Here is a 25,526-nt window from a genome sequence, read left to right as displayed (position 1 = left end):
ATCCTGAGATTGCTTCGTCAATTACTTAGTAATTTCCTCGCAATGACGATACGGTATGACCTGATGGATTTCGCTACTTACTAAAATTAGCTTTTACCTGCATATCATTCTGAATAATTGTGTAGTTAATTAGCTCATCAATTACAGAATTTTTAATATTATATATTATATTTTTTTCTGAATTGACATGAATATTTTTAGCTGTTAATTCATCGATACTGCTAGATTTAATATGTGCAAAATATACTTCATTACCTACTTGAAATACAGGCGTATTACTTCCTATTGTAGTATTAAAAATGGATAATAATATTTCAGGAGTTAGTGTTAGATCATTTTCCATTTCGGATCTAATATAGCTTTTTTTGCTTATTTTTATTCCGGTAGCTTTAAGCTCTTTTATGTTCTCTTGATCTGAATTATATTCCTTTGCTAAATCCTTGATAATTTTTAAGTTTACATCTGCAATATTCCGCTTTATCCAAGCTTTATTTACCTGCTCTTTAATAGCATCAAATTCAGGTATTTTTGCCGGCTGAATAGATTTTAATTCTACCAATATAAGATAGCTTTTATCCTCTGTTTCTATAGGATAAGATAATTCACCTTCCGAAAGCTCAAAAATACTATCGGCACTTTCAGCAATTATTTTATCTTCAATAAGCTCTGCATAACTGATATAGTTAACGTTTTGTATCGGTAGCTTATATTTTTCGGCAATTTCAACTAAGCTAGAACCGGCTGCCGTCTCATCTTCCAGCTTTTTAGCAAACTCCATATTAAGTATGTCGATTTTTTGAGCCTTTAATAAATCATGTAATTGTTTTTGTACCGCTTCAAAACTTTGATCACCGAATTCATCTTTATTTTCATTATAAAATTCTAACAACTCATCTTGAGTAACTGAGACTTTTAAATCCTTAATATTAGCTTTAATATAAGAAAAGCTGCGTTTCTCAGGTACCTCAAACGCGGTTTTATTATCTTGGTAAAAATCCTTTAATTGCTGACCGGTAGGAGTAGGGATTTGTAAATCTTTCGGTTTATTTTGTAAATCTATTTGTATTAATTCTACTTCTCTTTTTTCAGCCATATAATCTACTATATTGTCAGTCATAGCTTTAGGAACATAGAAACTTTCTATAAAAGTACCAACAAAAATATTTTTTAGAGCTTTTTCTTTGAAGTTTAATAAATATTTTTCTTCATCCATATAAGAATTTCTAAAATAAGTTTTAAAAATTTTTATATTGAAAACACCTTGCTCATTTTTAAAAACCGGTGATTCTTTAACTAAAATTTTAACTGTATCATCACTTAGATCTAAGTCATAATAACTCACTAAATAATCTAAGACATTATCGTAAACAAGCCTTTTTAGGATTCGGTTATCAATATTTAACTGTGCTATTTCTTCATCCGTTAAACTTGTTCCCGTTTGCTTACTTATAGCATTAATTTCTAAAGATTTTGCTCTCAAGAAATCTTCCTGGGAGATATTTTTCACATGAGAAAAAGTAACAATATCGCCGCTTCTTCTTCCATTTAATACATCTTTAATACCAAAGCCGACAAAAGCAAAAGCTATCATTGCGAATAAAACCCGCATTATAAAACTATCGGCAGTTTTTCTAATATTATCTAACATAATGTTTTATTTAAGTTTTTATCTTCATTGCAAGGAAATTACGAAGTAAGTGACGAAGCAATCTCAGGATATTTGACGAGATTGCCACGTTGCTTCGCTCCTCGCAATGACGCTTCTCAAAACTACATTATAAAGCAAAAAAGCCTATATAGTCAAACTATATAGGCTTTTTTTATGATTATAGAACGGTTAATTAAAAATTAACACGAACTTTTACACTACCTTGCTGAGCGAAATACTTACTTCCGATATTGGTATCGTAGTTAATCCCGTATTCCATCATTTTATGCTTAGCAGTAACACCGACACCGACATCAAAACTTGTTTTGCTTTGCTTAAAGCTGTTGGTTGGAAGAGGAGCAGTCATACCTTGTAATCTTGCATCAATCGCCGAAACTTTATTCTTGAATGCATAATCGACCATTGCGTAAAGCTCAGGTGTTAGCACTATTTCATTGACATTGATATTACTTGATACTTTAGCACCGAGTAAACCGTCGAAAGTATTATAGTTCTTGCCTTTAACGGTAAGATTTTGGTAAGTAGTACCGGTTTCCTTATAGCCCTTATCTTTGATAGTCGAATATCTAAGCCCAGCTAGCGGTGTTAAGTTAATGTTCTCAGGCATCATATAGGTATAACCAGCCATTAACTGACCTGTATAGCTTTCGGATTTATACTTACCGTTTGCAGTTTGATAACCGACAGTCTCTAGTGTCGTTGCAATAACACGTCTTGATTTGCTTCTTATCTTATTATCTGAGTAAGATGCTATAGCTTCAACGAAGAGATTTTCATAAGGTACATTATATAAACCGTATAAAGAATAGATGTTGCTCTCTACCTTATTCTTATCGCCCGTTTTATTATTTTTTAGCTTAATGTCAGTATCGGCTCTTGTATATGCAAGTCCGAGTGCTAGATCATCGCTAACGAAGCCGTCAAAACCTATAGTGCCACCAGTTGTATCAGACTTATAACCACTTATACTGTTACACATCTTCTGCGTTGCATTACCGACAAACGGGCTTATCCACGCACCAAACTTAGCATCCATATCTTCATCACCAGAAGAAACAGGACCTTTATTCCCTGATTGTACTTTATCCATTCTAGCATTTAGAGCAGTTATATTACTTGATATATTACTCGCTACAACTTGATTATTAACGGCAGCTATAGTGTTCGCTAGGTTTTACAACATCTTGCATGAGATGAGTTGTAGCATCTGCTTCCTGTAGCGGTGTCATTAGACCAAAGTTATTGAAAGCTTGACGTGCATCTGAACCATTGGGAGCATCCTCCATTAACTCAAGCGATTTCTTTATATTTGCTGCAGCATTTGGGATATTTGCAAGCGGTCCACCCGGTGCAAAATCTTCATCTATAACATCTGCAGCTATATCCTCTGCAAATAACGTTAAAGTCGATGCATCAAAAGTAAAGTCAACAAAACGGTTGTCATTATTAATAGTTATTTTAACATTCTCTTTAGGAGTAGGCTTTAAACCACCTGCTGTTTCTGCAGATATTACCGTATATTTTGTATCTGGGCTTATATTATTCATGTCGAAATTAGTAGCAGTAACAACAAGTGCTAAAGTTGAAACCCCTGATAAATCAAGAGTACTACCTGATTTAATTAAGATATTACCACCTGACTTAGCTGCTCCGTCAAAAGTAGTATTTAAGGTTAGCGTATCGGTAAAGCTACCGGTGCCAGTATATGTTACTTGATTTGCACCTAAAGTAAGTGTAGTACCGCTACCTGTTATATTACTATTAAAGGCTAGGCTATTGCCGAAATTAATAGTAGCACTGTTAGCTACAAAGCTGGTAGCCGTTACATTTTTAGCAAAACTAGTGATAGAACCTTTGGCTAAAGTAACCGCACCTGTATTAGTGAATGTATTGGCAAAACTTGTAGTACCGCCAAGTGTCGCCGTACCTTTTGCGTTAACACTGCTTGCAAAACTTGTAGCACCTGCCGTTGTGATATCACCAACCGAATTAGCCGCAGTCCCTACAACACCACTAACACTAACGCCATTCATGAAGTTTAGCTTCAGAGCCTGACCACCGGTTTTATTTATGCTGCCTGTTAAGTTAAAGTGTGCAGGTAATGTTAAAGTATTTGTGCCTGTACACCTTGGATTTCGCCGATTTTAACGTTACCGCCTTTGGCAATAGTTACATTTCCTGCACCTACTTTTAACATAGCAATCCCGTTTACTCTATTAAGATTACTTGCACCTAAAACTATTAACGTACCGTTATTAGTACCGCCGGTATTTTGGACTGTTCCCGCAACATTTACATTGTTATTTAATGTTACCGTACCGTTTTTTGCATTAAAATCTAAGAAACCGCCAATATTACCGGTTTGAGTTAATTGAACAGCATCATTAAATAAAACTACATTTGCTGTAGTAGCTCCAAGTTCTAATTGACCTGTAATATCAAGCACTATATTTGTTGTATTAAAAGTGGTACCTGCCGCGCTACAATCTCCCGCTCCTTTGAACAATATAGTTTGTAACTTATGAGCTCCACCAAACGTCTTGCCTCCGGCTATCGTTAATTTTTTTCCTGCAGTTACAGAATTTAATATTACTATACCCTCATCGTCATTATCAGGGTCTATATTCGCACCTAGTGTGATCGTACGATCGTTTCCTGAACTATTTTGTAATACTAATTGAGCATCCGCATGTGCAAATTGAATATTTCCTGCCGGTATATTTAAATTACCATTATTTGCATCAATCGTATAAGTAGCATCGTTTATTTGTATAGCACCAGCATTAAATGCTGTACTGCTAGTAAAATCTGCATTATTGTTAATAAGCACGTTCTGTATACCTTCTAAATTTACATCGTCAGTTATTGTAACGGCATTATAAATAAGTAAAGTGTTAAATTTATTACCGCCTCCATCACCGATATTTCTAGCGGTACCTGCTACATTACTCCCAATATTCAGGCCATTAACCCCACCATTAAAGACTATCGTACCTTCATCAGCACCGGGAGCTACTAAATCAGCTGCTAATAATATATTATTTACTCCGACTCCGGTTAAGTTAGAAAGTACTAAAACAGAATCTAGAGCTCTAAAATGAATATCTTGAGCATTTAATATAGTAACATCACCAGCACTTGCATCAATTGCAAAAAGATTACCAGCTCCAATATTGATTTCTGCAACTGTTCCTATAGTTAAATGATATGCCATAAGTAACTTTGTATTAACATTTAATATAGCATTATTGCCGTTTGCTATAGCTCCTTTAAAATAATAAGGGATTGCGTTACCACCACCATCAAGAGGTCCGTTAAACTCTAAAGTACTCCTGGCTCCAAAATCTATATTATTCGCAGCTAGGCTTCCTCCAGCTTGTAATGTTATTCCTGCTCCTACATTCACTGTTGCTAATGCATTTGTATTACCTATATTGCCAGTTACTGTACTATTACCGGTAAACGTTACTATACCATTATTTGCATTACCGGTATTATCTATCGCTCCGGTCACCACTACAGGATTCGTAAATGTTACTGCTGACGCAGCATCTGTCAACTTAGTCGTAGTAGCTTTAATAACCGCTCCCCCTAACGTGGCTGTACCTGCTCCTACACTTATCGTGGCTAATGAATTTGTATTACCTATATTCCCGGTTACTTGACTTAATGCACCATTTAAATTTAAGACACCTACATTATCACCGCCTGTGGTGTTATCAATCGCACCTGTTAATACTGCATTTGCATTTGTAAGGGTTAATACCGATGCAGCATCTGTCAACTTAGTCGTAGTAGCTTTAATAACCACTCCCCCTAACGTGGCTGTACCTGCTCCTACACTTATCGTGGCTAATGAATTTGTATTACCTATTGTTCCGTTAATGGCAGCATCTGTCTTGACAGTTATTATACCTCCTCCATCTATATTTCCTGCAAGTGTTATCTTTGCCGGAGCTGCAGATTGTATAATTAGTGCAGCATTCGCTCCCTCTAAATCTATATTTCCTAAACCTGTATAATTATCGGCAGGCGCATCAAAACCATGATTTGCAGCAACAGCATTATTACCATTTAAAGTTAAGCTTTTGCCGGCAGTAATAGTAACAGGCAACAAGTTACCTCTCGTTATAATCGAACCAAAGACGGTATTTTGAGCAATATTTAGATCTAAGGAGTAGTATCCGCAACATTTATAGCCGTAATAATATGATCGGCTACATCTGCAGTGATAGTATAATCACCACCGTAAGTAAATGCCCAATTGTTTTGAGGACTGTCAGCAGGAGTAATAATAATTAACCCTTCAGCCGTTATCTCATTCCAATTACCATTGCCAATATTATCACTAAATGCTGCATGATTATCAGTAGCAACAACACCTGCAGCAACACCGAGTGCCCCGCTACTACTCAGCATTATCGCTGCGGTTGAGGTGGTGAATAAAGCGGCTTTAAGACCTTGTTGTATTGCTTTTCGAAATAATTTTGGAGAAATATTCGCCATATGTAAAAGCTTAATAAAAATTAAATCACTTAAAAAGTGTTATAACGCAACTTTTTTAGTATGTCTATTATAATTAATAACATAGATGATATTTTTATGTATAGATTATATGTCATTCCGTAGCGGCGTTGGCCTTGTTGCATGGCTCGAGAAATCTGCTGGGTGTCATCCCGTGGACAAACCATGGGATGACAGGGAGGGAATCGCTCCACTCGGGCAATGCCCGCTCGCAATGACTATTTAGTATCCATATTCTCCTAACACCTTAATAACATCATCATACATATAATATTCAGAAGCATTAGCTTTGAGCAATAATTCTGTAGCCGGGACACAATGATTACTCTTCACCATAGCCAGCGGTGTTAGACCTGATTTATCACGATAATTAATATACGCAGTGTGTTCAATTAAAAACTGTATTAATTCTTCACCGCAATTAGCTTTTATAGCATGATGCAGAGCTATACGTCCTAATTGGTCTTTGTACTGGGCAATCAACACCTTTACTATATAAATAAAGTTTCTACTAACTCTAAATCACCGGCATATATTGCTTTTTGTAAAAGCTTTTGTCCTAAAGCTTTATCAAATTCGAATGTCAATGATAAATATATTGATGTCATTCCTGCAAAAGCAGAAATCCAGCATAAAGCGAGCTTTAAATTTCAAAAATTTGCTGTATCTATAATTTTTCTTGGATTCCTGCTTTCACAGGAATGACATAAGAGCCATGCAACAACGCCTACGGCTGCGTAGCGCATGACGAAAAAATACCCTACCTCTCAGGCAATAATATCTCTCTTTTACCTGTATGATTCGGTGGTGAGACTATTCCCTCTTTCTCCATCTTCTCAACTAAGTTGGCAGCTTTGTTATAGCCAATTCTAAGCGACCTTTGGATATAGCTAATGGAAGATTTGCGTTCGTCACGCACTATCTGCACAGCTTTTTTGTAAAGCACTTCATCAGAGGTGCCGTCACCGATATCAATGCTACTATCGTCTTCTTCAGGTTGCTCGGTAACGGCAGAGATATATTCAGGCGTACCTCTCTCTTTCAAATATTCCGTAATTTGCTCAATTTCGGCTTCATTAACAAACGGTCCGTGTACCCTACTTATCTTGGAAGTACTCCCCATAAATAACATATCACCCATACCGAGTAACTGCTCGGAGCCTTGCTCTCCTAAAATCGTTCGGCTATCGATTTTAGAGGTAACTTTAAAACTAATACGACTTGGAAAATTGGCTTTAATGACACCAGTAATAACGTCTACAGAAGGTCTTTGTGTTGCCATAATAATATGGATGCCTGCCGCTCTTGCCATCTGAGCAAGCCTTTGAATCAGCATTTCAATATCCTTACCGGCAACTAGCATTAAATCAGCCATCTCATCAACAATAACCACTATGTAAGGCAGTTTTTCCATGTTCATTGTAACGGTTTCGTAAATAGGCTTACCTGTTTCAGGGTCAAAACCAGTTTGAATCGAACGCTCAATTACCCTATTCTCTTTAACCGCTTCTAAGATTTTTGCATTATAACCTGCGATATTCTTAACACCGATATTGCTCATCATTCTATAACGGTTTTCCATTTCCTTAACTGCCCATTTAAGAGCAACTACCGCTTTAGAAGGCTCGGTTACCACAGGAGTTAGCAAATGCGGTATTCCATCATAAGCCGATAATTCAAGCATTTTCGGATCAATCATGATAAAGCGACATTCTTCGGGAGTATAGCGGTATAAGAGCGACACAATCATCACATTAATACCGACGGATTTACCTGAGCCGGTGGTTCCTGCTACTAATAAATGAGGCATTTTAGCAAGATCGGCAATCAGCGGCTTACCTGCTAAATCTTTACCCAAGACTAACGGCAATAAAGTTGATTTGTCTTGGTATTCTGGGGTCTCTATAAGTTCTTTTAAGCAAAAGAATTCACGCTGCTTATTAGGAAGCTCAATACCAAGTACATTTTTGCCGGGTATGACTGCTATCCTTGTTGATAAAGCAGATAGTGAGCGTGCTATATCGTCAGATAATCCTACTACCCTTGATGTTTTCGTACCTGCTGCCGGCTCAAATTCATATTGAGTTACCACCGGTCCTTGATTGATATTAATTATCTGCCCTTTAACTCCAAAATCATTCAGCACGGTTAATAACTCTTCAGCCTTTTGTTTAAGCTCTGAGGACGAAGCTCCTTTTACATGATGTTTTTCAGGATCACGTAATAACGAAATAGGCGGCAATTCTGCTATTTCGCTTTGAGATATTTTAGGGCTAACAGGTTTGCTAAAGAATTTTATAGGATTTGCAGGTACGGATCTCGCTTCTTCAGGAAATTTTACTTTTTCACTTACAGGCTTTTGGTAAGAAGAAGTTATATTTATCTTATCATTGTTTTTAGTAGGGAATAATCTTATCGACGACAATCGTGAAAATACATTATGTAAAAAAGATTGTATCCGATAGATTAAAAATTTCCCTAGCTTAATAATAAAATTACTTAAAGAAGTAAATTTAATTTCAAATAAAACAACTAATATAATAAAGGTAAAAAATATTAATAATAAGTATAGTTGATTTGTAAATCGCTCAAAAAAATTAGAAGCTATTATTCCGATAGCTCCACCTGCATTTGCCGGTATGAATTCTAGCTTAATCTTAGATAATAATGTGCTACTGCTAACGAGAGCAAGCAACATTACAAACATACGGATAAATGAGTCGCGATATCTTCCATACCAACAATTTCTCCCCCAAACAAAGCAAGCAAGCGGTATGATAAAAGCAGCCAACCCAAAAAATTGATATAAACAATCCGATAAATAAGAGCCAAAAATTCCTACTAAATTACTATGGTACTCTGTTGTGACCGAGTTAAACGACGGATCGTCTATATTATATGACGTGAGAACAGTAACAATCCCAAGCCCGATTATCCCTAAGATAACCGCTTGTACCTTATTGTTTGAAAGAATTTTATTTATGTAATATAGCATAGTTTTAAATATTAAGCTAAATTATGAGTTTTATATCTTTTTCTATAATACTCTATAGGCTTTTCAATAAAGAAATAATTATTACTGTTATAAAAGTAACCAACGTATTAAGAAATGTCCCATTATCAGCCCAATATGAAATAGCAGGTAATATATTATACAAGACAATTAAATGACAACAATATATTGGGTAGAGAGTAAAGCAATTAATTTGTCTAACTTATTATCTTTGGTTAAGTCAAATATTTTTCCTAAAGATAGAGCAAATAAACAATAAAAAAGTAATTTTTTTAGTTGAGGCTCTATTGGGATAAACGGAAAAGTAATAATTATTAATATAATATATAAATAGAGTAATTGACTAAGCCAAGACTTTTTTTCGTTTATTTGTTTATTTCTTGATTAGTATAAATATAAAATGCTTGACTACCAATTAAGAAAACTGCAAGTTCAGAAGGAAAGAATCTATAAGACCAAGAATCTCCTATAAATCCATTAAACTGAAGAATAATTCTAGTAATTAAAGATATACAAATTATGGATAAAATATAGATATTTTTCTTTTTTAGAATCCAAGGTGCCATTAAATAAAAAGAAATTTCTAGCCCAATGGACCAACCAGGAGGTATCAACAAAAATTGATAAAGAGGAGGCGTGGAGTCAATAAAGTATTTTGTAAAATGTACTGTATTATTATTAATTCCAATAAACATTGTTACATCTTGCAACAACATTGTTAGGTTTGCAAAAATTAAAAAAACCAGCCGGAAATGGAAGATTACACAATTGCTTAAAAAAGAAAATTTTTGCTGCAAGAAGAAAGTAACTAAAATACAAAAGATATAAGTAGGATTAAGCCTTAAATATCTACGTTTCCAAAATTTTATTTTGCTTGTATAATTGCTCTGAATCATAGCCATATAAAAGCCGGAAATCATGAAAAAAGATTGTACTGCAATTGTTGTACCTATAAATTTAAGCAATGGATGAGAAGTTGAATGTGCAGCCACAACAGAAAGAGCAAATAATAACCTCACTACACCCATTATGTTAAATAATAATTATATTAGCAATTATATAATATCCAAAACCTACATCAAGTAACATAGCAGCACTTCTCACAATAATAGGATAAGTTATTTACATTAAAAGAGCCAGTTTGTATTATGAAAATATATTTTTTTGAGGGAAAGGTAACCAAAATTCATGACCATAAAAATCCACACGGGAAAAGATTTCATAAAGATGCGGGCAGCAGGAAAGTTAGCTGCAGAGACGCTCGATTTTATTATTGATCACGTAAAACCGAATGTCACTACTAATAGTTTAAATGGCCTTTGTCATAATTTTATTACTTCTCATAATGCCATTCCTGCACCGTTAAATTACAAAGGCTTTCCGAAATCGATTTGTACTTCTATAAATCATGTGGTTTGTCACGGCATTCCAAACGATAAACCGTTAAAAAACGGTGATATAGTAAATATTGATGTTACGGTAATTTTAGACGGTTGGTACGGTGATACTAGCCGTATGTATTATGTCGGTGACGTAGCAATTAAGCCAAAGCGTCTTATTCAAGTAACTTATGATGCAATGATGAAAGGGATTGAAGTAGTTAGACCCGGTGCTAAACTCGGTGATATCGGACATGCTATTCAAAGCTATGCCGAGAAACATAATTATTCTGTGGTTAGAGATTATACGGGTCACGGTATCGGAAGAGTTTTTCATGACGAACCGTCAATATTAAATTACGGTCGCAGCGGCACGGGTCTAACGTTAGAAGAAGGGATGTTTTTCACCGTTGAACCTATGATAAATGCCGGTAATTATGACACTATATTAAGTAAACTAGATGGATGGACAGTTACTACACGTGATAAATCATTATCGGCTCAATTTGAGCATACTATAGGCGTGACTAAAGACGGTTTTGAAATATTTACGTTATCACCTAAAAAACTTGATTATCCTCCATACTAAACTGTAGGGTAAAAATTGATTTTGTTGTATGGCTATCTATGTCATTCCCGCGGGACATTGTTGCGTGGATCAAAAAACGCACTCAGTGTCATCCCGTGGCTTGACCACGGGATCCAAAAAGCATTTAAAAAGACTAGATCCCGCAATCAAGTTAGCTAGGATGACATTAAAGATTACTGGATTCCCGCTTTTAGCTAGGAATGACATCAGCAACATTTTACTTTATTTATAATTTGAATAAACATAAAGAATGTTAGAAAATAATTTGTTAGAATTTAGTAATGATGAAATAATAGATACGCCTCATTATATAGGTCACCGTAAAAGAGTAAAAGAACGCTTCGTTGCCGCTGGAGCAAAACATTTTTCTGATTACGAATTACTTAAAGTAATGTTATTTTCGGCTATTCCTAGTAAAGACATAAAACCTCTTGCTAAAAAATTACTTGATCATTTTGATATTACGGATTTAATTAACCTTGATAAGGAAAGGCTACTTAGTATTAAAGGCACCAATGAAAATTTATATATCAATTTTGCTCTACGTGAGCTGATAAATTAGAGTATTGAAACAAAAAATAATAAATAAAAATATTAATGCTTCTTGGAGTTCTTGGATTGATTATTTAAAAGTTAATATGGGCAATATGCGACTCGAGCAATTTCGTATATTATTTTTGAATAAGAAAAATATTTTAATTGCTGATGAGGTAAGTCAAGGAACTATAGACCAAGCTGCGGTATATCCACGTGAGAATTAAACGAGCTTTATTTAACGAAGCAAGCAGCCTTATACTTGTGCATCATCATCCAAGCGGTATCCCTGAACCTTCAAAAGCCAACATTCATATGACAAATAAGATAGTAGAGACATGCCAAACCGTAAATATTATAGTTTTAAATCTAATATGTTCCTATGAATATAAATAGCTACAGCACATTATTTATTTTTTCTTTTATATCCACCGCTATATTAACATATATATTAACTAAATATCTTCCTACTATCGGTTTAGTTGATATACCAAGTCACCGTCGTTCTCATGATAAGATAACACCGCGCGGCGGCGGTCTTGCTATTGTAGTTGTTGTAATGATTGCTTTGAGCGGGTTTGAATATATAACGAGCAATAACTTTGTTAATTCAATAAAAATATTACCGTTATTATTGGCAATTGCTTCGATTTCCTTTTTAGATGACTTAAAAGCCGTACCTATTCTAATTCGTTTAATAGTCCACTTAATTTGTGCAGCTTTTGCTATTTTTCTTTTTTCGCAGCTAAACTCTGTACATATACTAATATATTCTATTTTAGTTATAGCTTTAAGCGGTTTTATTAATATATATAATTTTATGGACGGTATAGACGGTATGAGTTGTGTGGAATCTATCCATCTATCTAGCACTATGCTTATATTATGTTTTTTACAATTTCCGACTATTAATAATCCATATTTTATAGCTAGTGTAAATGTTATTATTCTTGGTTGTTCTTGTGGTTTTTTAATATTTAATTGGCATCCGGCAAAAATATTTTTAGGAGACGTGGGCAGTATTAGTCTTGGATTCTTAACGGGTCTTTGTTTGCTCCTGCTGGCTCTTACAAGCACTAATTTATTTATAGCTTGTGCTATTGCTAGCTTATATTACATCACTGATGCAGTGCTAACCATATTAATTCGGCTACTCAATAAAGAAAAAATTTGGCAGCCTCATTTAAAACATTTTTTTCAAAAAGCAGTACAAAAAGGTAAATCTCATAAACAAGTAGTATCGATTATAGCAGTTTGTAATATATTTTTAATGATCATATCGGTTACATCTTTACATTTTCCCGTAATATCTATAATGCTTGCTTTAGCCGTCATAACTTTAACAGTGCAGAGTTTATTAAAATGAAGCTAATTAAAGAGGATATCAATAAAATAGTTAGACGTATATTTGCTAAACAACATCCATTGCTGCCTGAAATCATGATTAACTGGAATAAAATAGTCGGGTTTAACTTCAGCACTAAAGCATTACCTTTAAAAATCACCACCTATACTTATAAAAAACAAAAGATTAATACGCTGTTTATACAAGCTGAAGATAATGCTACTGCAGCAGAATTACCTTATTATCAAGATATTATTCTAGAACGTATTAAAATTTATTTAGGCTTTGCAGCAATACATCAAATGAACGTAACGTTTTATAAAGGCAAAAAGAGTCTTTAGATTAAGAGTTTGTTGGCATGAATATCAATGCCATCTCTACTATAACTCCGCAAGCTTGTAGGTGTTGTTGCCTGGCTCAGTTTATGTCATTCCCGCAGAAGCGGGAATCTAGTAAAACATCAAAAAACAAGTTTTTTTAGTTTACCAAATATGTAACTTCTATATCAATATTGAAGTTATTTTTCTGGATTCCCGCTTCCGCGGGAATGACATCGTACGGGCTAACCATACAACAACTCTGCAGCCGTAGGATCTAGGAAAAATAATAAAAATGCTGTAAATCAGAATTTTTTACTGGATTGCTTCGTCAATTACTTCGTAATTTTCCTCGCAATGACAAAAAAGCTGAATCATGCTATAATACCTTGCAGTCGCTTAGCTCATGACGTCTCAGTATCCACGTAGGCAATACCAAGACATACAAACAAAAAAAGGAGTCTTTAATAAAGACTCCTTTTTCGTGTTAATAGCTTGTAAAAAGATTTAAGACTAATTACATATCAAATCTTAATCCTGCCATTAAGTTATGACCTTTATAACGGGTTCCACCAAATTTAACTTTATCCCCGTCAATAGTTTTGGTGGTATTTTTTGTTTTACCGTAATCTCTCCAGCTATAAACTAGTTCAGCTTTTACACCTTGTGCAACTTCAAATGAAGTTCCTAAAGATAATTGATAAGCAAAGTTAGTTTTGTTTTTAGTAGTACCGTTGAAAGTGTCAGTTACACTACCTTTAATATCTTTAGAGTTAATTTTTTCCTTTACAAAAGCAGCACCAACACCTGCACCTGCAAATACTTTAAACATGCTTAAATCGACGAAATCAACATAACCGTTAAGTAATACACTTACAATAGTAGGTTTATTTTTTACTGAGAAAGAATTACCGTCTGGATAAGTTTTTGATTTCTTTAAATGATCACTTGCTACCGTTCCAATTGTTAAATCGGTTCTTAGATTATCCATGATATAGTAACCCGCACCGATCTCACCTGTAAATCCTGTATTAGACTTTATATTATTTAACTTAAAATCTGCTCCTTTAGGTTTTGTTTTGTTAAAAATCACACCACCGGCATTAAGTTTTAAATACCATTGATTTTCCACAGATGATGACATCGATGAATTAGTAGATGAATCTACAGAAGAATTCATATCGCAATCAGCAAATGAAAGACCAGAAGTTAAAAGTGCTGTGCTTGCAGCTGCTATTAAAAGTAATTTTTTCATATTGTTAAATTTTTCCTTTAAATTTTATTAGTTGTTAGTAAAAACGATATTAGATAATAATTTTACAATTTTTACCTAAATTCGATAAAAAATAGCTTTAAGTGACATTTCTGAGTTGTCATCTAATATCACTCCGTGGCTTAACCACCGGCCGGAATCCAGTCTTTTTTTTATTTCTAGATACCGTGGTTAAGCCACGGTATGATATTAGGTTATTACCTAAAACTATTAATATATTCTTGTTAATTATATATCAAATCTTATACCGGCTGTTAAGTTATGACTTTGATAATGCATACCACCGGTTGGTACACTTGTTCCTTGGTAAATTACATTCTTACTTTTTGTTCTACCATCATCTATCCAGCTATAAGCTAGTTCTACTTTAACACCGTCGGCAATTTGTGCAGAAGTACCTAAAGTTAGCTTGTAAGAAATATTAGTTCTGTTTTTAGTGTTAGATGAAAGACCGGTTATCCCATTATATGTAATTTTTTCTTTAACTAATGCAGGACCAACACCGGCACCAGCAAAAACATCGAACATATCAAAATTAGTTAAATCTACATAACCGTTAATAAGTAAACGTGTAATAGTAGGTTTATGGCGTGCTGAAACATTAGTACGGGTAAAAGGTGCATTAGTCGCAGCTCCGGATTTCTTTAACTTACCACCGATTATAGTACCTAAAGTTAAATCGGCTCTAAAGTTTTCGGAAATATAATAACCGATACCTAAAGCAACTGGAACAGTTGTATTAGATTTTAATTTAACACCGGTTGTCTTATCTTTTTCTTCATTAAACATTGCTGCACCGGTATCTATTCTTAAATACCACTCATGATCCATGCCCTCAGCAAATGATACGCTAGAAGACAAAATTGTTGCACTTGTAGCAGCTATTAAAAGTAACTTTTTCATGATTAGCACCTCAAAAATTAAATAATTAAACATTATCTTAATGGCATATATAACATATTATATTTTTTAGTTCTATATTTAATCGGCAATTAGATTCATATAATAAAGCTTTTATTAAGTTTTGTGACAAAATAAACACATATAGTTAATTCATGTTATTTTAGGTTCTGTGAAGATTTCTAATTGATTTGTTATTTTGAGATATTTTTAAGCGAAAATTATAAGATTTTTGAAGGAATAGTTAATCCTATTTCAAAAAAATCTTATAATTTTCGCTTAAAAATATCTCAAAATAACAAATCAATTAGAAATCTTCACAGAACCTATGTATTTATTAAACTTATCTTTCTCATCTTTAAATTTATCGGCATCAGGCAAAGCAGTTTTTTTTTGGTAATATTTTTCCATCCTTTATTTTCTATAAAATCTTTTGCACGTTCTACCCATTCTATTAACCCCGGTGATTCAGGTTTAATAGCACCTATAGGACAATCAGGAACACAAACGCCGCAATCTATACATTCATCGGGGTTAATGACTAACATAAAATCATCTTCCCTTTCACCTTCATAAAAACAATCTACAGGACATACTTCAACACAATCGGTATATTTACATTTTACGCATTCATCGGTTACAACATAAGTCATTTTATTATCTGTTTTTGATTTTGTCGATTAATATAGCAGTTCTTAAAAGTAATACTAATAGAAAATATAATATAAAACTAATAAACATGATAATTAAAGGTTTTAGCATTGAAGAGTGAATAGTTGGACTCCCTAGCCTTAAAACACTAGCAGGCTGATGCAGACTATACCAAATATTTACCGAGAATTTTACTATCGGTATGTTAATCAGTCCGATAAGAGCAATAATAGAAGAAGGATTTTGTGCCTTTCTTATATTATCCGCACTATTCACTATAATAATATAGCTTAAATATAATAAAAATAATATGAGCATGGAGGTAAGTCTTGCATCCCAAACCCACCATGTCCCCCATATAGGTTTTCCCCATAAAGAACCTGTTACTAAACTAATCAAAGTAAAAGTAGCCCCAACGTAACTAGAAGCTACGGCTAGCAAATAGCTAATAGTAGTTTTCCATACTAAACAGCTAAAGCTGCATACTGCCATGAAAACATAAACACCAAGAGCCATCCAAGAGGCAGGGACATGAACATACATAATGCGTACAAAATCACCTTGCTGATAATCTACCGGCGAAACTATGAGGGCTAAATAAAGACCTATAATCATCATTACGCAAGTAGATATAGCTAATATAGGTATTATAACCTTTGATAATTTATTAAAATAATAGGGGGTTAATAGTTTTAGCATGTTTTCTTACTTCTTTATGTCATTCTGTGGCTAGAAATAACAGTTCTTATCCTCTTAAAAAACTCTTTCATTAATAGCCCCGAATCTTCGGCAAGAATTCCGCTATATATTTCCGGTCTATGAAAACAAGCACTACTGTTAAAATATCGCAAATTACTTTCGACTGCTCCGTGCTTGGAATCAGAAGCCCCATAAAATAAACGTTTTAACCTGCTATGAGCTATAGCTGCCGCACACATAGCACAAGGTTCTAAAGTAACGTAAATATCATAATCATTTAAATTTTTAGAAGATATAAGATTACATGCTTTATTAATAGCAATAATTTCAGCATGATAAAGAGCGTTATTTTTTTCTTCCGTATTGTTATGGGTACTAGCAATAATTTTCTGATTTAACCTATCTACAACTACCGCTCCGACCGGGACTTCATTTTTATCAAAAGCAATCTTTGCTTGTTTTAAAGCTTGCTCCATGAAAAAATTATTAAAATTAGCTTCTTTATCTAACAATATATTCACGGTACTTTACGTGTTCTTCGATTCCAAAAGGATCTTGGTGGATAATTATTTCCGCCTCCGGAAATTCCTGCAATATTTCAAAAGCAATCTCATCGCTAATTTTATGAGCATTATAAAGCGACATATTGCCGTCCATTTCCAGATGGCACTGGATAAAAGCTTTTTGACCGGCATATCTAGTTTTCATTTCGTGCATACCTTTTGCCCCTAAATGGTTATTAACTATCGAGATAATTTTTTGTCTGTCTTGTTCGGGTAATTCATGATCTACTAAATTTTTAAATGCCTTTTTAAATAAAGAATAAGAAGAGTGAAATATATATAACGAAATAACTACACCAAATAATGGGTCAACAAACCAAAAATAATCACTTAAATTTATAGAGATAATTACTATAACATTAGTTAGTAAGTCCGTGAAATAATGAAGCTTATCTGCTTTTACTATTTCCGATCCTGTTTTTTTAATTACATAAGTTTGGTAAAACACTAAAATAATTGTTAAGAATATACATACATACATTACAGTAGTACCGTCGCTAATATTCTCCGGTTTTGTTTTTTCAAATAAAGATTTAACCGAAGAAAAGCCTACAAAAAAAGCTGAAGCAAAGAAAAATATCGATTGAGAAAAAATTGTTAAATCCTGCAGTTTTTCATACCCGAATCGATGATGATGATCCGGCGGTTGCAGGGCAAATCTTAAAGCTATTAGATTAATAAAGGAGGAAGTTATATCAAGCATTGAATCAATTAAAGAAGCAAGGATTGATTGCGAATCGGTAACAACCCAAGCATATAATTTTATACTTAAAATAATTAATGCCGTAGTAACCGATAAATAAGATGCCGATTTTATTAACCGATTACGGCTATTAGTATCCATGACAAATCTTTCCAATTTATTTATTTGTAGTTTAACAAAGAAAATATAAAATTCAATTATAATGAGGTTCTGTGAACAAAATTAAAAATAATATTTTAAAATACAAATAATTTAAATTTTGTTTACAGAATCTAGTTTTAGCTTTACAAAATTCTAAAAACCATATACTTATTAATTATATATTAATTTAGAGAGAATTATATGAAACTATTATCTAAAATTATGATTATAGCTCTTGCAACTTCTATGTTACAAGCCTGTAACGGTCCGGGCGGTATGAATAAACAAGGTACAGGAACACTTCTTGGCGGTGCTGGCGGCGCATTACTTGGTTCTCAATTCGGTAAGGGCAAAGGACAGCTTGTTGGAGTAGGTGTAGGTGCATTACTTGGAGCAGTTCTTGGTGGACAAATCGGTGCAGGTATGGATGAACAGGATAGAAGACTTGCAGAGCTTACCTCACAGAGAGCTTTAGAAACAGCTCCTAGTGGTAGTAACGTAGAATGGCGTAATCCGGATAACGGCAATTACGGTTACGTAACACCTAATAAAACTTATAGAAATAGCACTGGTCAATATTGCCGTGAGTACACTCAAACAGTTGTAATAGGCGGAAAACAACAAAAAGCATACGGTAATGCATGCCGTCAACCTGACGGACAATGGCAAGCTGTGAATTGATAGACAAAACGTCATTGCGAGGAAAATTACGAAGTAATTGCCGAAGCAATCTCAGGAATTTTATTATTTCATGAGATTGCCACGCAGCTTATGGCTGCTCGCAATGACGTTATAACAAAAGGAGCAACCTATGACTTTCATAATAACAAGTACGGCATTTAAACATAATGATCGCATTCCTGATAAATTTACTTGTAAAGGACAAAATGTTTCACCGCATCTAGAATGGAGTAATGCTCCTTCAGATACTAAATCTTTTGCACTTATAATGGATGATCCGGATGCACCGGTAGAAATAGCACCGCCACACGGTATATGGGATCATTGGGTAATATATAATATTTCTGCTTCTATTACTAAGCTTTCAGAAGGACAAATAGATAGTAGTATTAAAATTTTAAATAATAGCTGGCAAGAAAAAAAATACGGCGGTCCTTGTCCACCTGCCGGCAAACCTCATCGTTATTTTTTTAAACTATATGCCCTAAATGATTATCTTGAGCTTGATGAGAATGCTAGCAAGCCAGATTTAGTATTAGCCCTGCAAAAACATTTACTTGCCGAGGCAGCACTAATTGGCATTTATTCTATTTAATGAATGCTATTTATTGCCCACTGTGTCATCCCGTGGCTTAACCACGGGATCTAGAAAAATAACTTAAAACATTAATAACTTTAGTATTTATTACTGGATCCCGTGGTCAAGCTACGGGATGACAGAAGTGAACTGACACATGCAAAAACCTATAATCGAGTTTCGTAACGTATCTAAAAAATTCGGTAATAAATTGCCGATAAATAACGTTAGTTTCACTGTCAAAAAAAATAATATCACTACTTTAATCGGACCTAACGGTGCAGGTAAAACTACCATAGTACGCTTAATGCTTGGACTTGAAAAACCTACAAGCGGCGAGATTATAATTGATCCCAAACTAAAAATTGGATATGTACCGCAGAAGTTCGGATTAACCCTTGATTTACCTATTACAGTAAAAATTTTTTTAGAGTTGTTAGCACCGAGTAATTTTAATAACAATATTAAAGAGATTAACTCATTTATTGATTTGGAACATATAAAAGATCAAGAAATTTCTAAGCTCTCAGGAGGGCAGTTTCAAAAGGTAGTTCTTGCATGTTCAATAGTTAATAATCCCGACTTAATTATTTTAGATGAACCGTTACAGTCTTTAGACGTAACAAGCCAACAAGAATTTTATCAGCTTATTAATTTGATTCGTAAAAAGCTCAATATTACGGTTTTTATGATTTCTCATGATTTATTTACCGTAATAAAAAACTCCGATCAAGTGATATGCTTAAACGGTCACATATGTTGCAGCGGAATACCAAATGAAATAACTCCTAACTCTGAATTCTCAAATGCACTTTCTGCTCTAGGCTTCTATACCCACCACCATGACCATAAGCATTAGAATTCTTGCATAACTTATTTGTCTCCAAAGGATCTCTCCTTATTAGCTATGTTATGCAAGAATTCTATTATACTTGAATTGTATTCCACACTCACCTAAGCTTGTTCTGTAGCATCACCTATCAACTCTACTTTTAATGCATTGTGATCCGTATTATCGAACTGAGTTAAATCATTTTCATTTGTATTACCTGATTCTTGTTGGTCTGTTATCACATTAAACAATTCTTTCGTAATGAGCCTGGCCTTAGATAAGTTTTTTACCTTATAACTATTTTCAATAAAGAGTTTCTACTGACTTGGTTCCATTGCAAGTAATTCTTTCACACTAACACCGACGTCAGTCAAACTTTTTATATTATTGTCATTTTCAACAAAGAATTCTTGTTTATTGTTTTCTATATTCGAAATTTGTGCAAAAGTAAAACCTATGTTAAGCAACGATATTTCCTCTTCTGTTAAATCTCGGTTAATTTGCTTACTTATTATAAGTTGTTGTAGTAATTTACTATCAGTTTTTAGCTCTTCAATAGTAGAATATTGATTAACCTGGTTATTAGCATTTTTTCCTAAGTTTAATTCTATTGTTGGTACTTCTCTTGTAATAGGATAAACATTTGTTGCATCGCCATATATAAATCTTGCTCCATTGGTTTTGGATGAAGTATAGTGTTTATATCAAGTTTAGGAGTTTGTCCGCCACATCCTACATATAAATTTAATGCTTGTTTTTGTAATGCTTCTCTCAATTTATTTATTATAGGTACAAATAATAATTTATCTTCTTTCCCTAAATGCTCAAATGAATCTAGTACCATACATAGAAGTGGCTTTTTCATTCTTTTTTCCCTCTCCAGCAAGCCAAGCATATGACTGAGCTCTTATATTTCCTTTATAATCCGTAATTATATAAAAACCGGCATTTGCTTTACTCATACCGTCTAAAATACATCTTTCGGAATCATGTCCTATAGATTGGCAAGAATTACTAAATTTACCAAGCATAAAACCTTTTATATCATCGGCAGGTAATTTAGGAAAATTATACTTTTTGCCTGTTACCTCTATATCAAAATTAATATCAGGCATATAATATTCTTTTATAAAGTTCAATGTTTTTTGAAAACTATTATTATCTAGTTTTCCTTTTAAAGAAAAATTAGCTAAATTTTTTGCATGTAATTTATTTTCTTCTGATAATTCTTCTTCGTTGTACTTATAAGATTCTTTAATTACTATTTCAGTTACTTGATTTACTAATTCTTTAAATCATTTTTAGTTATCTGCTGAAAATCATTTAATTTATTTTCTTTAAGAATTTTTTGAAATTTTTCAGTTTTTTCCAGTAAGTGTGCATTACTGAAAATATATAATGCGTCTCTTCCAGATTTATTTAAAATTTGAAAAAATTCTAATGTTTTGGAAGACAATGTTTGTGGTAAATTAAATTGAAAACTCAATTCTATTGTTTCTTTTGTATCATAATTAACAGTTTTTAAGTAACTTTTTATATCTTCTAAATTTCCAAAGTAAGTAGATACTTTTTTAGCCATTTCTAAAGAATTTAACCCGCCATTCTCCGTATATAAGTCAGCGATTTTCGACAATATGGCAATATTCCTTACATAGTTCTTTACTAATAAGATTTTTTTAAGGCGTGTATTTGTACTTAAATATTGCTTATGTATTTTTTCAAAAACATCATTAGTATTTAATTGATCAAAATTATTTTCTAATAATTCTTTTAATGTATCACTAGACTTTTTATTAAAGCCCTCTTTATATAATATATTTCAGCATCGTCTTGGTTTATTCCAGCTTTTTTTAAAGTCATGGGATTACTTTTAGCATTTTCTTCTAAGGTTGTTATGGCCTTTTCTAAATTAATTTTTTCTTTTGGATCACTAGCTTTCGCTAGTTTTTTGTTTAATTGTTCCAAGCGTTGCTTTGGATCTTGTTTATCTATCCATTCTTCGGTAGTTAATAAATTATAAATTTTTTCAATACTATTAAATGTAACTTTCATTAATTTCTTCTTTTATAATTATTCTACAGAAAACCATAAAACATGGTAATAACCACAAAATATGATAATTTTTAGAAAATAGCAAGGATTAGATTAATTTTTCTTAACGAAATCAAGGGATGAGTGTTAAGGATAATTTAGAAATACATCAAATAGCAAATTATATAGAGTAACTTGCTATTTATATTAGATCACACCAAATATTGCTTTAAATATCTACCGGTATGGCTTTCCTCACAGGCAGCGATGTCGGCAGGGGTGCCACATACAACTATCTTACCGCCTTTGTCGCCACCTTCAGGACCGACGTCAATAATATAATCTGCAGTTTTTATAACATCTAAATTATGCTCGATAACTAAAACGGTATTGCCCATATCAACAAGTTTATGTAACACTTTTAACAATTTATTAATATCGTCGATATGTAATCCTGTAGTCGGTTCATCAAGTATATAAAGCGTTTTACCGGTTGAACGTCTTGATAATTCTTTAGCAAGCTTAACGCGTTGTGCTTCACCACCTGAAAGAGTAGTAGCAGACTGACCGATTTTAATATAGCCTAGACCCACTTCATTTAAGGTAATTAATTTTTCATAGATTAACGGTATTTTTTCAAAAAACTGCATCGCATCTTCTACAGTCATCATCAAAATATCGGCAATAGATTTACCTTTATATTTTATTTCAAGCGTTTCTCTATTATATCTGTGACCGTTACAAATATCACACTTTACATATACGTCAGGTAGGAAATGCATCTCTATTTTTATTAGCCCATCACCTTGGCATGCTTCACATCTACCACCTTTAACGTTAAACGAAAATCTGCCTACTTTATACCCTCTAGCTTTTGATTCAGGTAACTCCACAAACCAATCCCTAATATGGGTAAAGGCACCTGTATAAGTTGCAGGGTTTGAACGAGGAGTTCTACCTATCGGAGATTGATTAATATCGATAATTTTATCAATATATTCAAGTCCTTTTAACTCTCTATATTTGCCGGGAAATACTTTGCTAGTTGGCTCTAAATGCTTTAGAGCCGCTTTATATAGAGTATGAATCATCAAGCTTGATTTACCGCTTCCCGATACTCCCGTTATAGCAGTAAAAGTACCAAGCGGAATTTTGACATCAACATTATCTAAATTGTTGGAAACCGCCCCAAGTAATTCAATTGCCCTATTATCATGCCCTACTCTTGTTTCAGACGGCACTTTGATTGTTTGACGACCACTTAGATACCTACCTGTGATACTTTCTTCACAATTCTTTATTTCTTCAGCATTTCCTTCCGCAATAACACGACCACCGTGAATACCGGCTCCCGGTCCTATATCAATAATATGGTCTGCTTCATATATTGTTTCTTCATCATGCTCGACTACCAAAACGGTATTACCCAAATCTCTAAGCCTTTTTAGTGTCTCAATTAATCTTGTATTATCTCGTTGATGAAGACCAATAGACGGCTCATCAAGTACATATAAAACACCGCTCAGTCCTGAACCTATTTGAGATGCAAGACGAATACGCTGACTTTCCCCCCCCGATAAAGTACCTGCTTCTCGTGATAACGTTAGATAATCAAGCCCGACATTCATAAGAAATTTTAATCTCTCGGTAATTTCTTTGAGTATACGCTCAGCAATAAATAATTGCTTTTTATTTAATTTTTCTTCTAAGTGACTAAACCATTTTTGCAAGGCTGCAATACTCATACCTGCTACTTCGCCTATATGAAAATTTGCTATTTTAACGCATAATGCTTCGTCTTTTAATCTAAACCCTGAACAAGCAGTACATTTATGTTCTGACTTAAATTTAGCTAGTTCTTCTTTAATTAAAACCGATTCTATAGTACGGTCCTTTTCTTGCAAACTTGGTATTATACCGGCAAAAGGTTGTTTTATTATTTGCGTTTTAGAACCATCGTGAAATTCAAACTTTATTGCCTCTTCTCCTGAACCTGCAAATAAAATATCCTTAACATTTTGTGATAAACTTACAAAAGGTACTTCAATAGAAAATTTATAATGATCGGCAAGAGCCTTTAATGTCTCTAGGATAAATTTAGAAGCTGTACTACCCCAAGGCACTATTGCACCGTCTTTAATAGCAATTCTTTGATCCGGAACTATTAAATCTCTATCAAAGAAAAACTCCTTACCTATCCCTTGACATTTAGGACATGCTCCAAAAGGGCTATTAAAAGAAAAGATTCGAGGCTCTATTTCAGTAAGCTGAAAACCCGATACCGGACAAGAATATTGCTCGGAAAAAGTAATACGCTGATTTTTTTCAAACTCGCTCTTAACTGCCGGCGGTAATTCTACAATTTCCAAATAAGTAATACCCTCAGCAAGATTTAACGAACTCTCTAAGCTATCTGCAAGTCTATTACCTAAACTTTCGTCTAGAACTATTCTATCAACGATCACTTCTATATTATGCTTCTTATTTTTATCAAGTTTCGGTAAATCATCAATTTCGCAAACTTCCCCGTTAACTATTAATTTCTGAAAGCCTTGCTTTTTCAAATTCATAATTTCACGCTTGAACTCACCCTTATGTCCTCTAACAATAGGAGCGAGTAAATATATTTTCGTACCCTTGGGTAGTTCGTTAATTATATCTACCATCTCGGAAACTGTTTGGCTATGTATCGGAAGACCGGTTGCCGGAGAGTAAGGAATACCCACCCTTGCATATAATAACCTAAGATAATCGTAAATTTCCGTTATAGTTCCAACCGTAGAACGTGGATTTTTGGAAGTAGTTTTTTGGTCAATTGCAATAGCAGGCGATAATCCGGAAATAGATTCTACATTAGGTTTATTTTGTAAATGTAAGAATTGCCTTGCATATGAAGATAAACTTTCAACATATCGCCTTTGACCTTCTGCATAAATAGTATCAAACGCTAAAGAAGACTTGCCTGAACCGCTAAGACCGGTGATAACAACAAATTTATTCCTTGGAATATTAACATTTATATTTTTTAGATTATGCTCTTTAGCACCGCGTACCTTAATATATTCTTGGTTCATAATCACTTCACTACAAAATTTTTGAGATATT

Annotated in this window: 23 protein-coding genes and 4 pseudogenes; 8 read left to right on the top strand and 19 right to left on the bottom strand. The window is 33.6% G+C overall.

What is annotated here, in order from left to right; genetic code table 11:
- Window positions 1–73 precede the first annotated feature (73 nt).
- The 6 genes and pseudogenes from RPR_RS05240 to RPR_RS05220 all read right to left on the bottom strand — a co-directional run bounded on the left by RPR_RS05240 (window position 74) and on the right by RPR_RS05220 (window position 10,234).
- The gene (locus RPR_RS05240; protein ID WP_012736860.1) at window positions 74–1,648 is read right to left on the bottom strand and encodes a SurA N-terminal domain-containing protein; all 1,575 of its coding nucleotides are present in this window, start codon (window positions 1,646–1,648) and stop codon (window positions 74–76) included.
- A 193-nt stretch (window positions 1,649–1,841) separates the two neighbouring features.
- Window positions 1,842–5,753: pseudogene (locus RPR_RS05235) on the bottom strand (autotransporter outer membrane beta-barrel domain-containing protein); the annotation flags it as partial.
- Between the two features lie 86 nt (window positions 5,754–5,839).
- Window positions 5,840–6,175: a hypothetical protein gene (locus tag RPR_RS09925; protein WP_410526302.1), complete on the bottom strand. Its 336-nt coding sequence runs from the start codon at window positions 6,173–6,175 to the stop codon at window positions 5,840–5,842.
- 240 nt (window positions 6,176–6,415) lie between these two features.
- Window positions 6,416–6,679, bottom strand: a complete 264-nt coding sequence (locus tag RPR_RS05230) for an ankyrin repeat domain-containing protein (RefSeq protein ID WP_228368814.1) — start codon at window positions 6,677–6,679, stop codon at window positions 6,416–6,418.
- A gap of 274 nt (window positions 6,680–6,953) precedes the next feature.
- Window positions 6,954–9,188 (bottom strand): DNA translocase FtsK, encoded by a 2,235-nt coding sequence (locus tag RPR_RS05225; RefSeq protein WP_012736859.1) that lies wholly within the window; start codon window positions 9,186–9,188, stop codon window positions 6,954–6,956.
- Between the two features lie 383 nt (window positions 9,189–9,571).
- Window positions 9,572–10,234: an acyltransferase family protein gene (locus RPR_RS05220; protein WP_228368813.1), complete on the bottom strand. Its 663-nt coding sequence runs from the start codon at window positions 10,232–10,234 to the stop codon at window positions 9,572–9,574.
- Between the two features lie 160 nt (window positions 10,235–10,394).
- Here RPR_RS05220 and map point away from each other — a divergent pair, with 160 nt between their 5' ends.
- The 5 genes and pseudogenes from map (at window position 10,395) to RPR_RS05190 (ending at window position 13,394) form a co-directional block, all read left to right on the top strand.
- Window positions 10,395–11,174 (top strand): type I methionyl aminopeptidase, encoded by a 780-nt coding sequence (map, locus tag RPR_RS05215; protein ID WP_012736858.1) that lies wholly within the window; start codon window positions 10,395–10,397, stop codon window positions 11,172–11,174.
- Between the two features lie 250 nt (window positions 11,175–11,424).
- Window positions 11,425–11,736 (top strand): UPF0758 domain-containing protein, encoded by a 312-nt coding sequence (locus RPR_RS05205; RefSeq protein WP_085065711.1) that lies wholly within the window; start codon window positions 11,425–11,427, stop codon window positions 11,734–11,736.
- Window positions 11,737–11,740: 4 nt separating this feature from the next.
- Window positions 11,741–12,104, top strand: a pseudogene (locus RPR_RS05200) (JAB domain-containing protein).
- Entirely contained in the window at window positions 12,091–13,074 is a 984-nt protein-coding gene (locus tag RPR_RS05195; protein ID WP_012736857.1) for an MraY family glycosyltransferase, read from the top strand. Before RPR_RS05200 ends, RPR_RS05195 begins: the two are co-directional and overlap by 14 nt.
- Window positions 13,071–13,394, top strand: coding sequence for a DUF721 domain-containing protein (locus tag RPR_RS05190; RefSeq protein WP_012736856.1), 324 nt, complete (start codon window positions 13,071–13,073; stop codon window positions 13,392–13,394). The genes RPR_RS05195 and RPR_RS05190 overlap by 4 nt, the downstream gene beginning before the upstream one ends.
- 493 nt (window positions 13,395–13,887) lie before the next feature.
- On the opposite strand, the gene RPR_RS05185 is transcribed toward RPR_RS05190, so the two are convergent.
- The 6 genes and pseudogenes from RPR_RS05185 to RPR_RS05155 form a co-directional block, all read right to left on the bottom strand.
- Entirely contained in the window at window positions 13,888–14,625 is a 738-nt protein-coding gene (locus tag RPR_RS05185) for an outer membrane protein (protein WP_012736855.1), read from the bottom strand.
- Window positions 14,626–14,871: 246 nt separating this feature from the next.
- Window positions 14,872–15,546: an outer membrane beta-barrel protein gene (locus RPR_RS05175; RefSeq protein ID WP_012736854.1), complete on the bottom strand. Its 675-nt coding sequence runs from the start codon at window positions 15,544–15,546 to the stop codon at window positions 14,872–14,874.
- Between the two features lie 300 nt (window positions 15,547–15,846).
- Window positions 15,847–16,196: pseudogene (locus RPR_RS05170) on the bottom strand (ferredoxin family protein).
- Between the two features lie 4 nt (window positions 16,197–16,200).
- Complete coding sequence (locus RPR_RS05165) at window positions 16,201–16,893, bottom strand: heme ABC transporter permease (RefSeq protein ID WP_012736852.1); 693 nt, start codon at window positions 16,891–16,893, stop codon at window positions 16,201–16,203.
- A 14-nt stretch (window positions 16,894–16,907) separates the two neighbouring features.
- Window positions 16,908–17,414: a nucleoside deaminase gene (locus RPR_RS05160; protein WP_012736851.1), complete on the bottom strand. Its 507-nt coding sequence runs from the start codon at window positions 17,412–17,414 to the stop codon at window positions 16,908–16,910.
- Window positions 17,395–18,300 (bottom strand): cation diffusion facilitator family transporter, encoded by a 906-nt coding sequence (locus RPR_RS05155; RefSeq protein WP_012736850.1) that lies wholly within the window; start codon window positions 18,298–18,300, stop codon window positions 17,395–17,397. Before RPR_RS05155 ends, RPR_RS05160 begins: the two co-directional genes overlap by 20 nt.
- Window positions 18,301–18,501: 201 nt before the next feature.
- Between RPR_RS05155 and RPR_RS05150 the strand changes: the two genes are divergently transcribed.
- A complete protein-coding gene (locus RPR_RS05150; protein ID WP_012736849.1) occupies window positions 18,502–18,981 on the top strand; it encodes an RT0821/Lpp0805 family surface protein in 480 nt (159 codons plus the stop codon).
- Here RPR_RS05150 and RPR_RS09920 read toward each other — a convergent pair.
- Window positions 18,980–19,066, bottom strand: a pseudogene (locus tag RPR_RS09920) (lytic transglycosylase domain-containing protein); the annotation flags it as partial. The gene RPR_RS05150 and the pseudogene RPR_RS09920 sit on opposite strands and share 2 nt — an antisense overlap.
- Window positions 19,067–19,111: 45 nt before the next feature.
- Between RPR_RS09920 and RPR_RS05145 the strand changes: the two are divergent.
- Window positions 19,112–19,576: a YbhB/YbcL family Raf kinase inhibitor-like protein gene (locus RPR_RS05145; RefSeq protein ID WP_010977848.1), complete on the top strand. Its 465-nt coding sequence runs from the start codon at window positions 19,112–19,114 to the stop codon at window positions 19,574–19,576.
- Between the two features lie 139 nt (window positions 19,577–19,715).
- Window positions 19,716–20,417 carry a metal ABC transporter ATP-binding protein gene (locus RPR_RS05140; RefSeq protein ID WP_012736848.1) on the top strand — a complete coding sequence of 234 codons (702 nt, stop codon included), beginning with the start codon at window positions 19,716–19,718 and terminating at the stop codon, window positions 20,415–20,417.
- Window positions 20,418–20,707: 290 nt separating this feature from the next.
- Here the strand turns inward: RPR_RS05140 and RPR_RS09160 are convergent, their stop codons facing one another.
- The 6 genes from RPR_RS09160 to uvrA all read right to left on the bottom strand — a co-directional run bounded on the left by RPR_RS09160 (window position 20,708) and on the right by uvrA (window position 25,495).
- Window positions 20,708–20,857 carry a hypothetical protein gene (locus tag RPR_RS09160; RefSeq protein ID WP_228368812.1) on the bottom strand — a complete coding sequence of 50 codons (150 nt, stop codon included), beginning with the start codon at window positions 20,855–20,857 and terminating at the stop codon, window positions 20,708–20,710.
- A 140-nt stretch (window positions 20,858–20,997) separates the two neighbouring features.
- A complete protein-coding gene (locus RPR_RS05130; protein ID WP_016830557.1) occupies window positions 20,998–21,234 on the bottom strand; it encodes a hypothetical protein in 237 nt (78 codons plus the stop codon).
- Window positions 21,215–21,505, bottom strand: coding sequence for a hypothetical protein (locus RPR_RS05125; RefSeq protein ID WP_085065820.1), 291 nt, complete (start codon window positions 21,503–21,505; stop codon window positions 21,215–21,217). The genes RPR_RS05130 and RPR_RS05125 overlap by 20 nt, the downstream gene beginning before the upstream one ends.
- A 167-nt stretch (window positions 21,506–21,672) precedes the next feature.
- Window positions 21,673–22,023: a hypothetical protein gene (locus tag RPR_RS05120; RefSeq protein WP_085065709.1), complete on the bottom strand. Its 351-nt coding sequence runs from the start codon at window positions 22,021–22,023 to the stop codon at window positions 21,673–21,675.
- A gap of 137 nt (window positions 22,024–22,160) precedes the next feature.
- A complete protein-coding gene (locus tag RPR_RS05110) occupies window positions 22,161–22,442 on the bottom strand; it encodes a hypothetical protein (protein ID WP_012151402.1) in 282 nt (93 codons plus the stop codon).
- A gap of 191 nt (window positions 22,443–22,633) precedes the next feature.
- On the bottom strand, window positions 22,634–25,495 hold the full coding sequence (gene uvrA / locus RPR_RS05105; RefSeq protein ID WP_012736847.1) for an excinuclease ABC subunit UvrA: 2,862 nt from the start codon (window positions 25,493–25,495) through the stop codon (window positions 22,634–22,636).
- Window positions 25,496–25,526 lie beyond the last annotated feature (31 nt).

Origin of the sequence: Rickettsia peacockii str. Rustic (assembly GCF_000021525.1) — a bacterium.
GTDB classification, from domain to species: Bacteria; Pseudomonadota; Alphaproteobacteria; order Rickettsiales; family Rickettsiaceae; genus Rickettsia; species Rickettsia rickettsii.
Note: the sequence above shows the minus strand (reverse complement) of the source record. Positions and strands in the feature narration are given on the sequence as shown.

Coding starts and splice junctions, on each gene's coding strand:
- RPR_RS05175 (WP_012736854.1), bottom strand. CDS start 15,546: ATGAAAAAGTTACTTTTAATAGCTGCTACAAGTGCAACAATTTTGTCT.
- RPR_RS05195 (WP_012736857.1), top strand. CDS start 12,091: ATGAATATAAATAGCTACAGCACATTATTTATTTTTTCTTTTATATCC.
- map (WP_012736858.1), top strand. CDS start 10,395: ATGACCATAAAAATCCACACGGGAAAAGATTTCATAAAGATGCGGGCA.
- RPR_RS05240 (WP_012736860.1), bottom strand. CDS start 1,648: ATGTTAGATAATATTAGAAAAACTGCCGATAGTTTTATAATGCGGGTT.
- RPR_RS05190 (WP_012736856.1), top strand. CDS start 13,071: ATGAAGCTAATTAAAGAGGATATCAATAAAATAGTTAGACGTATATTT.
- RPR_RS05225 (WP_012736859.1), bottom strand. CDS start 9,188: ATGCTATATTACATAAATAAAATTCTTTCAAACAATAAGGTACAAGCG.
- RPR_RS05185 (WP_012736855.1), bottom strand. CDS start 14,625: ATGAAAAAATTACTTTTAATAGCAGCTGCAAGCACAGCACTTTTAACT.
- RPR_RS05140 (WP_012736848.1), top strand. CDS start 19,716: ATGCAAAAACCTATAATCGAGTTTCGTAACGTATCTAAAAAATTCGGT.
- uvrA (WP_012736847.1), bottom strand. CDS start 25,495: ATGAACCAAGAATATATTAAGGTACGCGGTGCTAAAGAGCATAATCTA.
- RPR_RS05165 (WP_012736852.1), bottom strand. CDS start 16,893: ATGCTAAAACTATTAACCCCCTATTATTTTAATAAATTATCAAAGGTT.
- RPR_RS05145 (WP_010977848.1), top strand. CDS start 19,112: ATGACTTTCATAATAACAAGTACGGCATTTAAACATAATGATCGCATT.
- RPR_RS09925 (WP_410526302.1), bottom strand. CDS start 6,175: ATGGCGAATATTTCTCCAAAATTATTTCGAAAAGCAATACAACAAGGT.
- RPR_RS05130 (WP_016830557.1), bottom strand. CDS start 21,234: ATGGTACTAGATTCATTTGAGCATTTAGGGAAAGAAGATAAATTATTA.
- RPR_RS05150 (WP_012736849.1), top strand. CDS start 18,502: ATGAAACTATTATCTAAAATTATGATTATAGCTCTTGCAACTTCTATG.
- RPR_RS05125 (WP_085065820.1), bottom strand. CDS start 21,505: ATGCCTGATATTAATTTTGATATAGAGGTAACAGGCAAAAAGTATAAT.
- RPR_RS05110 (WP_012151402.1), bottom strand. CDS start 22,442: ATGAAAGTTACATTTAATAGTATTGAAAAAATTTATAATTTATTAACT.
- RPR_RS05205 (WP_085065711.1), top strand. CDS start 11,425: ATGTTAGAAAATAATTTGTTAGAATTTAGTAATGATGAAATAATAGAT.
- RPR_RS05155 (WP_012736850.1), bottom strand. CDS start 18,300: ATGGATACTAATAGCCGTAATCGGTTAATAAAATCGGCATCTTATTTA.
- RPR_RS05220 (WP_228368813.1), bottom strand. CDS start 10,234: ATGGGTGTAGTGAGGTTATTATTTGCTCTTTCTGTTGTGGCTGCACAT.